Raw genomic sequence first — 11,883 nt, forward strand, 5'->3', positions numbered from 1 at the left:
TTTACTGAAGAATTGCGCCCTTTTCGTGAATAACATCTATTAGATAGAACTCTTCTTATGAAGGTTTTATCGTTCCTTTTTCAACCTTTAATATTTATTCCACTCAAGAACATCATCAAGAGGTAGACGGTTTTTTGGAAATCCTGCTTTAGTGCCTTTACCAAGAGCGATGAGCATAACTGGTTCAAGGTTTTCTGGTACATCGAAGGCTTTTATAAATTTGTCTGCGTCATAGCCGCCCATCGGTACTGTGTCATATCCTTTAGCTTTTGCAGCAAGCATAAGTTGCATGGAAACTAGTCCACCGTCAATCATAGCAATTCTTGACAAACGCTCTGCAGGAGCATTTCCGTAATTCTGAAGAATGCTGTTTACATAATTTTCTTTTATCTCTTCAGTCATCAATCCGTTCTTAACTGATTCACTGTAAATACGATCAGCATTATTGTAAGCTTGCTTATCACCAAGAACAGCGATTACGACAGAAGCATCAACTATTTGCTGCTGATTAAAAGCGATTGGAAGCAATTCTTCTTTTGCTGCTTGATCCTGAATCACAAGGAATCTCCATGGTTGAAGATTAGAAGATGATGGGGCTTCAATCGCTACTTCTAAAATGTCGCGAATTTCACTTTCTTCCATTTTGAACGACGGATCATATTGGCGAACAGATCTACGTTCTTTGGCTACCGTAAAGAAATCTGTATTATCTAGCTCTTTTGGCTTCTCAGTAGTTGTATCAAGATCTTTTACTTTATTTAAATATTCTTCTCTGCTCATTTTTGTTGACAATTTGTTTCTCCCCTTTTGTAACTGTAATTATTACAGTTACAGTATAACGCCGAAAGGGTTCTCTAGTCAAAAACAGGTAATTAGAAAAGCGCAAGGCGCCCTCTTATCCACTTATGACACCGAGGGGCTCAACTGTGGCCTGATGATTAACACGGATATTGTAAGGTCGGAGTTTTTGTAGAAGTAGATTCGAATATTATGTTTTTACTCCTTATGATCTTGTCTTTGCTTCATATATCTCCAAATATAGAAACCAACCCAAATAACGATTGGAATCACAATCGTATATTCACTTGGTAGAACAAGGATTAGAATAAAAGCGATTAATAAAATGGGTATCATATAAGTCCAAAACTTTTTGTTGTTTTTCGCTTGGTTCGGGTTATCGTTAGTCATTAGATGTCTCCTCGTTTTCTTATATCAGGTGCAAAGCTATAGAACTCTTAGCAGCAAAGTCCTAGTTGTCCTTAAGGATATTATACTCCTAATAATTCTATTTTAATAACCATAAGGAGTGTTAAAATGTCAGTCACCTGGAGAGTTTCGTAAGAGTACACCCAACTGGATGACTTCCTCAAGTTCTGTTCTATTCGTTAACCAAGCATAATATCTTACTAACGTAGATAAATTATGTATAAGCATTAAGAATCCTTTTAAATTAAGGCTGTTTTCGGATAGATTGTTGCTTGTTAAGCCGCAGGCAGAATACACTCCGCGTCCGGCGGGTGACCAGTGAGCCCGCAGGAGTCTATGTGTATTCAGCCAGCTTGTAACTACCATTTAAGTTATATGTCTAAAACAACAAACTTTGAGAAAACAGCCTAAATAAAAAATCCAAAGTGGCAGTCAAAAATCGTCCACATGTAGTTAGTGAACTTTTAAGAGATTAAAGGACAAAGGGATAGGTCTGTCACTTTGTCCTATCATGTTTTTTAGAAATCCAATTATTTTTCACTGGAACATAAAAAAGATTCTCATAAAAAGAGAATCCTTAATACTCATTTTCCCATCCAATATTAGCACCACTATTAGTTGTTAATCTACCAATAAGATCCCCCAAGCTACAATCCGCCATAGAATCTAATCGATATTCCACCTCAGGAAATGTTAAATGTATGGTGGTTTCATTCGGCACAATTACACAGGTCAAACCGGCTCGTTTTGCAGCTAGTGAACCATTCGCGGAATCTTCGAAAGCAATGCAGACCTGAGGTTCAACGCCTAGCTCCTTAGCGGCTAACAAATAAAGTTCTGGGTTTGGTTTCACTTCAGCTACATCGTCTGAAGTCTTAATACACTCAAAATAATGAATTAAACCTAGACGATCTAAATGGTCAGAAACCCAGTTATAATTGGAGCTTGATGCAAGGCCTACTTTTAAGTTCATGGCTTGAGCTTCTCTAAGATAACTTTCAACACCTGGTCGCACCTTTAATGTATTTAGCCTTGTTTGCAACTTTTCTTGATTCACTTTTTTGAGTTGGGCACGATCAATTTGTTCTATTTCCTTTTCCAAAAGATCATATATTGAGAAATCTGATTGCGTACCAATATTTTGTATCCATTCTTCAAACGGAAATTCTAAATTATACGATTGGAACATTTCTTGATAGATCGTTGTATGAACTGATTCGGTATCCAAAATCAAACCATCAAAGTCAAAAACAACTGCTTTATACATGTATTCATTCCCTTTTCGTAAATTTTCAACCTCCAATTTAGTATTCCGTCTCTAAACGTAGCTTCACGCGATCTGCGATTAAAAAGTACTTTGAATAATGGATTGGAGTTGATTCCTCATTGTAAATAATTTTATCTACTAAAATAATAGGGGTCATCCTATTAACCTCTAAATACTTTTGTACCTCATCTGTTGGATGTACAAATTCAAGATCCTTACAGACCTTTTTGAAATCTATTCCATACTCTTCATTAATAATCTTAAATGTTGAACTTTCCGGTGTAATTTTTTCTTCGATTGACGGGTAAAGTGCTGTTGGAAAGTATGCATAATCCAAACTTAAAATTTGCTTATTGCGATATACTTTTCTTACTAGCTCAATGTACTCATCAAATTGATGATTAAATTTATGATTAATATGGGGTGTACCCTTTATTTTCTCCATAGAGATAATATCTTTTGTGATAAAATCACTCTTAGTCGTCAAGCCTTCTGTGTATCCCTGAAAATGTAATAGGTGAATCTCCTTACGAAATGTATTCACAAACGTACCTTTTCCACGAATAATTTGAAGAACATCTTCATCTACTAATTCTTTAATTGCACGACGAATGGAAATTCTACTAGCTTGAAATAATTCACATAATTCAGCTTCAGTAGGGATTTGATCACCTTGATTTAATTGATTAGATTCAATATATTGTTTGATTCCGGTCATGATTTCTTCATATAAATAATTTTGAATTTGATCGCGGTTACTCATAAAAGTCGCTCCTATATTGTTAACGTTACATTAATTATACATGACAAGAACCTTTAATGCAGTTAAACTATTTGCATTTCTTTTGGGTAGCCGAATCCCCCATAATCTTGGCAAGTTTTTTCGGCTGACCTTGTTCCTTTTTCAATAGCAGCTTCTATTGTATCACCACTAATATAAGAGGTTAAAAATCCAGCGATTAAACTATCCCCTGCACCCATTGTATCAACTACACTAATATTCTTTAGCATTTGCTCATATATCCTTCCATTTTTGATGAAAATTGCGGGTCTTCCTCCTCTAGTTAAACCAATGATTTCAAAACGAAAAGAAGCTAAATCCCTAATGAAACGTTCAAGCTCTTCATCTGAAAGTTCTGCAGCTGAGAAAAAGGCATAAGAAATATACGGAGCAATCGACTCAATATAAGTTAGATCTTTCCTATTTGAAAAGTCATAGGATACTTTCGATACTTGAGACAATTTAGATAATTCACTTTCCATGGAGGAATAGCAACTCACATGACTTAGATCAAATGTTTTTATATAATCCAACTCTTCTTGAACAAGCTGAATTTTAAATTTATGTTGTACAGTATTTTTAGGCCCACCAACAAATACACGGTCATTATCTCCTGTTAATGTAACCTGCGGCTGTCCAGTAATACCAGTAACATCGCGTGAATAACGATAATCGATCCCTTCTCGATTTAGTACATACTTAATATGTCCAGCAGGCTCATCATTACCAAATATCCCTAAATAAGCTACTTCACTAGCCCCATTGCGTTTAGCATTTACTGCTACATTTACACAATTACCTCCAGGATAATATTTATTTTGATCTAAATAGCAGTCAACTACGTTATCACCAATTGTTATTAGTTTCATTCGTTATCATCCTTTCACAGATCCTTCCGCAAGACCTCTAACCAAATATTTTTGTAAGAAAATAAGTAGAATAATCATTGGTACTGATGCGATTACCATTCCAGATAGCAATACTCCCCAGTCTGTACGAAGTGCATCACGGAAAACCATTAATCCTGACGGGATCGTTTTTAATTCACTAGAATTTATAAAAACGGTTGCAAATAAGAATTCATTCCAAGCAAAATATGCCGTTAAAATAACTGAAGTAAAAACGATAGGTAATGAAATTGGCAAATAAATTCGCCAATAAATACCGAATTCCGAACAACCATCCATCAATGCTGATTCAGACAACTCTTTAGGAACTGATAAAAAGAAGGCACGAATCAATATAATCGTTAAAGGCAATCGATAGGCTACATAGGTCAAAATAAGTGCCCAATGTGTATCTATTAAGTTTGTTATTGTTAGAATTTCAAATAAGGGGATTAAAGCAACTTGTGGATTCATCATTAACCCACCTATTGTAAATAATAACCCAGCGTCAATCCAACGATTTTTATATCTAGATAGTACGAACGCAGCCATCGAACCTATTAACACTGTTAGGATAATAGTTAATGAGGTGACATAAACACTGTTGAAAAAATAGCTCGAAATCCCTTTCGACCATGCTTGGGTATAGTTTTCAAACTTCCAATCTGTAGGTAAAGCCCAAACATTACTATAGATTTCCTGATAACTTTTAAATGAGGATATAAACATCCAAAATAGTGGGTATAAAATGATCACTGCATATGCTAGCAAACCCAGAAATACGATATTTTTGCTGATTCGTGTCTGGAATGGGATTTTAATTTTATTAGTAGTGATCGAGCTAGGGAGAGTGGTTTTTCTAAAATTGGTTTTTATCATATAAGTCAATCCTCCTTCCCTGTTTTAGAAACTTTAATTTGAATTAACGCAAATAGTGCAGATAATAAGAAGATAAGAGATGCTAATGTTGAGGCATAGCCCATGTCATCTTTAAAGAAACCTGTTTGATACATGTGAACCGCCAATGTCATCGAACTATTTCCTGGACCACCATTTGTAAGAATGTAAGGTTCATTAAATACTAGAATAGATCCAGTCACAGTAACTAATAAGTTAACAAAGGTTGCTTCTTTCACTTGTGGAACTGTGATAGTAAAGAATCGACGTACTTTTCCAGCTCCATCGATTTCTGCGGCTTCATATAGTTCTTTCGGAACTTTCTGAATTGCAACAATAAACAACATCGTAATTAGCCCAACACTTTGCCATTGAGACATGGCGATTACACTATATATGGCTGTAGTAGAATTACCTAACCATGGCTTGGCCAACTCTTCTAATCCAATTAGCTCCAGGAAACTATTTAACAACCCAATTTGGGGATTATAGACAAATCCAAATAATAAGGCAATAACAGAGATTGAAATCATGACTGGCATAAAATAAATAACCCTTAAAGCTGGTGCGAAGCGTCTGAAAAATTTATCCTCTAAAACAGCAGCAAGCACTAGAGCAAAAAACACTTGCAGTAACACGGATATGACTGCATATTTGACATTATTTTTTAACGCGATTATGGCTACCTCATCAACCAATAATTCTTTAATTTTACTAAAACCAACAAATTCTTTCGATTGAGAAAATACACTAAATTCAAAAAAACTATTATAAAAATTTTGAATTAGTGGTATGTAAATAAATAGTCCTAAAAATAAAACCGTTGGTAACATGAATAAGATCGGTGTTATATATGCCTTTTTAATCATCATTCCTAACCCCCCACCCTTCTTTTTATAGAATTGCCCTAACCTTCAAGCTAGTTAGGGCAATCCTATTAAATATTTCTATTGATTACGTAATTTCGCAGCTGCTTCCTGTACTTTTTTCATAATTTCTTCTGGTGTTGTTTGACCGGTTGCTAATTCCTGACCACCTCGCATGAAAATATCAGCAATTGAAATATCAATCGCATTATCAAACCAAGGGGTTGCATCTGATGCATCTAAAATAATTTGATAAGCTTCTAGACTTGTAGGATTTGAGGTTTCTTCCGTTACCCCACCTTTAATCGCATTCAACTGACCATCTGCTTTTGTAAATGCTCTAGCTGTTTCCTCTGAAGTTAGGAATTTTAAAAACTCTACTGCTTCAGGAGGAGCATTTTTACTCAACATCCAGCCCTCTGGTGCACCAGTTAATGATTTAGGTCTTCCTTCCCCATCCTTCACTTCCGGGAAATTAAAGAATCCAAAATCAACATCACCAGCATCTTGTACATATTTCACCTCAGCAAATTGCATGTATAATACTGGAACTTCACCAGCAGCAAACATGTTTCGAGCGGCTTCATGATCAATTGCTGTTGAAACATCACCCATGTATGTCGTTAATTCTTTAAAAATTTCAAGACCACGTATATATCCTGGATCTGTAAATTCACCTGTCTCAGGGGTATAATCTTTAACTAGTACACTATTATCTACAACTCTATCGAAAATAGTTCCCATGTAATGAGAGATTGCCCAAGCATTTGTTAAACCTTCTACAACAGGTGTTTCGTATCCTGCTTCTTTTAGCTGATCTAACGCAGTAATAAGTTCATCGTATGAGCCAGGTACAGCTATATTATTCTCTTCGAATATTTGTTTGTTATAAAAGAAAGCCTTACCATCGACAGTAAAAGGAATTCCGTAAGTAACATCATCAAAAGTAAATCCAGCATATTGAGATTCGATGATATTACCTGACCATTCTGTATCAGCCGCGATAACATCATTCAATTCCATGATTCGTCCGGAATTCACTAGATTTGCGGCAAATGTGTCTGACCAAGATGTGAAGACATCAGGTAAATCATCATTTGAAACCAATACTCTGATCTTTTCTTTGTAAGAATCATTTAATACAGCATCAACATTTATTTTTACATTTGGATTGAGTTTTTCAAACTCTGCAATTTTTTCATCATAGAATGATTTTCTAGGTTCATTAGGCCAACGATGGAAGAAATCAATCACTACTTTATCACCTTCAGTTGCTTCGCCATCACTTTCATTGGAGGAAGAACATGCTGCTAAAAACATAGAACTAACTAAAACAACAACTAAAAAGCTAAGAAACTTTTTCATTTATATTTCCCCCTAACCCAATTTTGCAGAATATTAGTACTCCATTTTCCACATATATCTTCTTACTGATAATGGATGTCCAGTATGTTCAGCTAAACCGTCAGCGTACAAACGTAATACAGGACCCGCTAGTGCTGGACCGAAATACTCTTTAAGGTCTTCGTCCACCCCAGTATAATCAAACTCTTTTACGTTAACAACTTCAACTTTCTCGCTATACTTGGTAACAAAATCAAGAGCGCGTTGATCAAGTGGTGTACTTGGTCCTTCCCCAACCACCATTAAAAATGGTACATCATAATCAGTCACTTCAAATGGTCCGTGGAAATACTCTCCTGAATGAATCGCATTGGAATGGATCCAAAGCATTTCCATTAACAAACAACTTGTGAAGGAATATGCATGGTGGATATATGCTCCACTTGCCATTGTATAAATAACCTTATCACGCTTATACTTCTTTCCAAATGCATCAGCTACATCTTTATATTTTGCTTGGTTGCTTTCAATTAGCTGATCTATTTTAGATAATTGGTCAACACCACGGAGAAATTTCTCTTCACCAGTTAGTAGATTAAGTAACTTAAAGAGTAGAGTGTAATATACACCAATTTCTCCATCTATTGCATCAGATCCATCTTTGTAATTGTAATGTACAGTATATTCTGATTCCTTGCAAAGAGCTGATTCAACATCCATTGAAATGGCAACGGTTAATGCCCCTTGTTCTCTAGCATATGTAGCTGCATCAACTGTTTCTGGAGTTGTACCAGAATGAGATCTTAGGATTACAAGACTATTTTCACCCAATGCCTTTGGTGCACGGTGAATAAATTCATTTGATGTATAAACAAAACTTGCCATGCTAGTATCTTTTGTAACAAAATACTCCCCCAGTGAAAGCGCTGCCATAGAACCTCCACACGCAACAAAGAAAATATTTTTAATATCCTTCCCTTTCGCAGCCTCGATGACGTTTTGAATTTGTTCTACATGTTCTTTTTTCATAAAATTACCTCTCCCTTCATTTTATCACTTAGTTTGGTAAGAATTTTGTTATCCTCATCTACCACCTAAGTAATTATGATGTCATATAACATCATATCTATAATCATAGTACATCATATGACGTTATAGGTCAACTGTTTATTTAAAATTTTCTAATAATTGTTCTTGAGCCAAGGTAAGCCAAGGTGAGCCAAGGGACAGGTCCCTCGTCCCAGTCACCAAATCAGTTGGAAACGGAACATTCCCCTCATCTCTTCCTTGATACACTCCACAATATACCGTTTTGAAGACATAGAAAAAACTCCCCCGAGGATAAACTGATTTTTTTTAATCTGTCTACCTTAAAGGGAGCATATCACTCTGTACTGCACCCCAAAAGTTAGAGTCAAAATCTAAACTTTTGGGGTGTTTATTTTGGCTAAAAAATATAGTTATTATTTGAAATTAACGGTGGTTAGAGAATACCAAGAGGGAAAATTAGGGATCAGACCCCTGGCCAAGAAGCATGGGATCAGGTCAAAGTCAGTAGTTGAAAGGTGGATAAAAGTATATGAAAGATTTGGTGCTGAAGGATTAAAAAGTAAAAACAAAACCTATACTGTTCAATTCAGACTAGATGTATTAAAATGCACTTCAAACCTAAAAAAACTCCCTCTAAGGATAAACAGATTTATTATTGAATCTGTCTACCTTAAAGGAAGTATCTCGCTTGGTGCCAGGCACCCGAATAAATATCCACTTACTTGAAAACATGAATGGATATGGGATATTCGTTACTTCCCTATTAAGTCCTCCCTAACAGGTGTGAAAGAATCTAATAGTGCAGATTCCTCCAGTGCGGTTACACTATGCTTGCTATTGCTTGGTATGTAAATCGTCTCTCCTTGTGAGATGATCGTTTCATTCCCATCGATTTGAAAAGCAATTTTCCCTTTTAGGCAGTAGCTCATTTGTTCATGTACATGACTATGCTCATAACCCTCTGCCCCTTGTTCAAAATGAACCTCCATCATCATTAATCCTTCACCTGGAGTAAATATCTTACGTGTTACACCAGGCTCTGCACTATCCCATTCATTTATTTTCCCCATATCTCCCTCTCCATTTCTCTAGTAGATGATTTTTATTGGCTCTTCGCAAACTATGTTGCTATTTGACTAGGTTAGGTTGATTTGCACTCCAGGTATGTGCTTTCCGCGGGGCAGGTGATGAGCCTCCTCGTCGCCAAGCTCCTGTGGGGTCTCATCCTTCCTGCGCATCCCGCAGGAGTCACATACCTTCCGTTCCAATCAACGAGCTCTACACATTAACTATGTCTAAAAACAACAATCTTTTAGACATATAACATTGAAATAGCTGTTACAAGCAGGATGAATACACGTAGACTCCTGCGGGACCAGTGGCCAAAGTGAGACCCCACAGGAGCATTAGCGACGAGGAGGCTCACTGGTCACCCGCCGGACGCGGAGTGTATTCATCCTGTGGCTTTAAAAGCAACAATCTATACGAAAACAGCCTTTAGAAAAGAGCCTTTTCATTTCAGGAAAATGATTCCTCTTTCTCTTCATATCCGTCATAGCTTTCTGCTTTAGAAAACACTTGGTAAGAAATATACATCATTAAGTAAGCTAGAAGACTCACACTGAAGAATGGAATAATCCCAGGCAGGATCGATAGCATTAGGTATAAAATAAACATGGCGATCATCATTCCAAATGTGAAATGTGGATAAGAAGCACCTAATATCAACGCATATTTAATATAACTAAGCGTTTTCCATTCATAGTGAACATAGACTGGAAAAATGTAAAGCACAATAATGATAAAGAAGAAGCCTATTGCAAGAACGCTAAAACGCAGCAATGTTAATAAGATTCCCTCAGTTGGTATGTAGGCTAAATCAACATATAACATATACCCGAATGAAAATAAAATGAGGCCGAGCATGTTAGACTTTATGAACTCCTTGCGAAAGGTTTTCGCAAAGGTTTGAAAGATTGGAAAATCCGTTCGTCCCATTACCCATTTTCGGGTAACTGAGAAAAGCGCTACAGTAGCTGGCATAATCCCAAAGGCAACTAAACCTGCTAACGAAAAAACGATCCAAAGGAAGTTTACATATGCAAATCTTGAAATCCATTCACTTATAAGAAAGAATCTCCCTGATAAACCACCTAATTTCATCATGTTAACCTCCTTTGGGTAATCAAGTTTACTAGCTTTTACTTACGTTTTTTTGCTTTTAACAAAGGATGTTGATTTACACTCCAGGTGTGTGCTTTCCGCGGGGCAGGTGATGAGCCTCCTCGTCGCTATGCTCCTGCGGGGTCTCATCCATCCTGCATATCCCGCAGGAGTCACACACCTTACGTTCCAATCAACTAGCAACACCTAATTAAAGTGAACTAATTATATAAGCAACATTCTCTATCAAGTTAAGAAAATAGCTTTTCAATTTCCATGCATGCGAGAATAAATGCTCCTGCTCCATGTAAATCATTTTCACTGCGCTCTCGGGTAATATAGTAGTCAAATACACCAATCGATGTACCAATACAAATATCTTTAATGACAACCGATTGATCCTTTTCTTCAATTTTATTCTCAATTAATCCCTGGAATCCTTTTTTTACGACTTCTGCCAACTCAGCATTCACATATTGTTTATTTACGGCTTTAGCGATTGTATAAAGAAACAAACAGGAAGCAGAAGATTCAAGCCAGTTCCCTTCATATGATCCTTTGTCTACAACCTGATACCAAAGACCAGTGTCTTTATCTTGAAATTTTGTTAATGAAACAACGAGATCCTGAATCACACCAATCCATTCCAGACGTTTAGGATGGTCTTCCGGAAGCAAATCAATCATGTCAATGACCGCAAGTCCGTACCAGCCAAGTGCCCTTCCCCAAAATTCAGGTGCGGTGTTTGTCTCCGCCTTTGCCCAAGGTGTTTCACCTAACTCATCCCATCCATGATAGTACAGTCCAGTTTTCTCATCCTTCGTATGCTTTCTCATTAGTGCTTCCTGATGGATGACCATATCTACCAGCTCAGGTTCATTAAATTCACTTGCATAATGGAGTGCAAATGGTCCCCCCATATATAAGCCATCTAACCACATTTGATAGGGGTATTTATCCTTATGCCAAAAACCACCTTCACTTGTTTTATTAATCGTGTTATATAAATTCCGAAGCTTTTCAGCTGCTATTTTATACTTAGCTTCACCCGTTTTTTTGTATAGCGGATACAATAATAATCCTGCCTGTATCGAATCAAGTTCATCTCTTCTAAAATAAAAATTTCCGTGTTCGTCTATAAGGTTATCCACATACTTTTTTACATATTGAAAGTACTGATCGTTCTTTGTTTTTTCCCATACACGCATCATTCCACACAAGAAAACACCCTGATGATAATGCCATGAACTTGCCGGTGGTAGTTCCTCTGGTGTAAATTTAGTCATTAACGTATCACACAATTTCTCTGCCCAATATAGGGGTGTTGTCACTTCTACACGTTCACCCATTCCATAACCACCCTTTATTATGATTTATTGTTCATAATGTAACCTACAAATGAAATTACATCTATAATCAATA

The 11,883-nt window shown here is 36.5% G+C and carries 13 protein-coding genes; 1 reads left to right on the forward strand and 12 read right to left on the reverse strand.

Annotated features, from left to right (window positions below; all coding sequences use genetic code 11):
• Positions 1 to 87 precede the first annotated feature (87 nt).
• The 9 genes from BLQ56_RS02100 to BLQ56_RS02140 all read right to left on the reverse strand — a co-directional run bounded on the left by BLQ56_RS02100 (position 88) and on the right by BLQ56_RS02140 (position 8,277).
• Positions 88 to 792 carry a nitroreductase family protein gene (locus BLQ56_RS02100; protein ID WP_238457137.1) on the reverse strand — a complete coding sequence of 235 codons (705 nt, stop codon included), beginning with the start codon at positions 790 to 792 and terminating at the stop codon, positions 88 to 90.
• Positions 793 to 996: 204 nt separating this feature from the next.
• On the reverse strand, positions 997 to 1,188 hold the full coding sequence (locus BLQ56_RS02105) for a hypothetical protein (RefSeq protein ID WP_090849461.1): 192 nt from the start codon (positions 1,186 to 1,188) through the stop codon (positions 997 to 999).
• Positions 1,189 to 1,783: 595 nt separating this feature from the next.
• Positions 1,784 to 2,473 carry an HAD family hydrolase gene (locus BLQ56_RS02110; protein WP_090850068.1) on the reverse strand — a complete coding sequence of 230 codons (690 nt, stop codon included), beginning with the start codon at positions 2,471 to 2,473 and terminating at the stop codon, positions 1,784 to 1,786.
• A 37-nt stretch (positions 2,474 to 2,510) separates the two neighbouring features.
• Entirely contained in the window at positions 2,511 to 3,236 is a 726-nt protein-coding gene (locus tag BLQ56_RS02115) for a GntR family transcriptional regulator (RefSeq protein WP_090849462.1), read from the reverse strand.
• Between the two features lie 62 nt (positions 3,237 to 3,298).
• Entirely contained in the window at positions 3,299 to 4,123 is an 825-nt protein-coding gene (locus BLQ56_RS02120; protein ID WP_090849463.1) for a PfkB family carbohydrate kinase, read from the reverse strand.
• A gap of 6 nt (positions 4,124 to 4,129) precedes the next feature.
• Positions 4,130 to 5,020: a carbohydrate ABC transporter permease gene (locus BLQ56_RS02125; protein WP_090849464.1), complete on the reverse strand. Its 891-nt coding sequence runs from the start codon at positions 5,018 to 5,020 to the stop codon at positions 4,130 to 4,132.
• Between the two features lie 5 nt (positions 5,021 to 5,025).
• Positions 5,026 to 5,907, reverse strand: a complete 882-nt coding sequence (locus tag BLQ56_RS02130) for a carbohydrate ABC transporter permease (RefSeq protein ID WP_090850070.1) — start codon at positions 5,905 to 5,907, stop codon at positions 5,026 to 5,028.
• 78 nt (positions 5,908 to 5,985) lie between these two features.
• Positions 5,986 to 7,269 carry an ABC transporter substrate-binding protein gene (locus BLQ56_RS02135; protein WP_090849465.1) on the reverse strand — a complete coding sequence of 428 codons (1,284 nt, stop codon included), beginning with the start codon at positions 7,267 to 7,269 and terminating at the stop codon, positions 5,986 to 5,988.
• Between the two features lie 33 nt (positions 7,270 to 7,302).
• Entirely contained in the window at positions 7,303 to 8,277 is a 975-nt protein-coding gene (locus BLQ56_RS02140) for an SIS domain-containing protein (protein ID WP_090849466.1), read from the reverse strand.
• A 414-nt stretch (positions 8,278 to 8,691) separates the two neighbouring features.
• Between BLQ56_RS02140 and BLQ56_RS02145 the strand changes: the two genes are divergently transcribed.
• Complete coding sequence (locus tag BLQ56_RS02145; protein ID WP_175490162.1) at positions 8,692 to 9,024, forward strand: helix-turn-helix domain-containing protein; 333 nt, start codon at positions 8,692 to 8,694, stop codon at positions 9,022 to 9,024.
• Positions 9,025 to 9,050: 26 nt separating this feature from the next.
• Here the strand turns inward: BLQ56_RS02145 and BLQ56_RS02150 are convergent, their stop codons facing one another.
• The 3 genes from BLQ56_RS02150 to BLQ56_RS02160 form a co-directional block, all read right to left on the reverse strand.
• Positions 9,051 to 9,368 carry a cupin domain-containing protein gene (locus BLQ56_RS02150; RefSeq protein WP_090849468.1) on the reverse strand — a complete coding sequence of 106 codons (318 nt, stop codon included), beginning with the start codon at positions 9,366 to 9,368 and terminating at the stop codon, positions 9,051 to 9,053.
• A 448-nt stretch (positions 9,369 to 9,816) separates the two neighbouring features.
• Complete coding sequence (locus BLQ56_RS02155; RefSeq protein ID WP_090849469.1) at positions 9,817 to 10,461, reverse strand: YesL family protein; 645 nt, start codon at positions 10,459 to 10,461, stop codon at positions 9,817 to 9,819.
• A 251-nt stretch (positions 10,462 to 10,712) separates the two neighbouring features.
• Positions 10,713 to 11,810: a glycoside hydrolase family 88/105 protein gene (locus BLQ56_RS02160; protein WP_090849470.1), complete on the reverse strand. Its 1,098-nt coding sequence runs from the start codon at positions 11,808 to 11,810 to the stop codon at positions 10,713 to 10,715.
• Positions 11,811 to 11,883: the final 73 nt, after the last annotated feature.

This window comes from Litchfieldia salsa, from assembly GCF_900104555.1.
In the GTDB taxonomy this organism is placed as follows: domain Bacteria; phylum Bacillota; class Bacilli; order Bacillales; family Bacillaceae_L; genus Litchfieldia; species Litchfieldia salsa.

Coding starts and splice junctions, on each gene's coding strand:
- BLQ56_RS02105 (WP_090849461.1), bottom strand. CDS start 1,188: ATGACTAACGATAACCCGAACCAAGCGAAAAACAACAAAAAGTTTTGG.
- BLQ56_RS02110 (WP_090850068.1), bottom strand. CDS start 2,473: ATGTATAAAGCAGTTGTTTTTGACTTTGATGGTTTGATTTTGGATACC.
- BLQ56_RS02115 (WP_090849462.1), bottom strand. CDS start 3,236: ATGAGTAACCGCGATCAAATTCAAAATTATTTATATGAAGAAATCATG.
- BLQ56_RS02120 (WP_090849463.1), bottom strand. CDS start 4,123: ATGAAACTAATAACAATTGGTGATAACGTAGTTGACTGCTATTTAGAT.
- BLQ56_RS02125 (WP_090849464.1), bottom strand. CDS start 5,020: ATGATAAAAACCAATTTTAGAAAAACCACTCTCCCTAGCTCGATCACT.
- BLQ56_RS02130 (WP_090850070.1), bottom strand. CDS start 5,907: ATGATTAAAAAGGCATATATAACACCGATCTTATTCATGTTACCAACG.
- BLQ56_RS02135 (WP_090849465.1), bottom strand. CDS start 7,269: ATGAAAAAGTTTCTTAGCTTTTTAGTTGTTGTTTTAGTTAGTTCTATG.
- BLQ56_RS02140 (WP_090849466.1), bottom strand. CDS start 8,277: ATGAAAAAAGAACATGTAGAACAAATTCAAAACGTCATCGAGGCTGCG.
- BLQ56_RS02150 (WP_090849468.1), bottom strand. CDS start 9,368: ATGGGGAAAATAAATGAATGGGATAGTGCAGAGCCTGGTGTAACACGT.
- BLQ56_RS02155 (WP_090849469.1), bottom strand. CDS start 10,461: ATGAAATTAGGTGGTTTATCAGGGAGATTCTTTCTTATAAGTGAATGG.
- BLQ56_RS02160 (WP_090849470.1), bottom strand. CDS start 11,810: ATGGGTGAACGTGTAGAAGTGACAACACCCCTATATTGGGCAGAGAAA.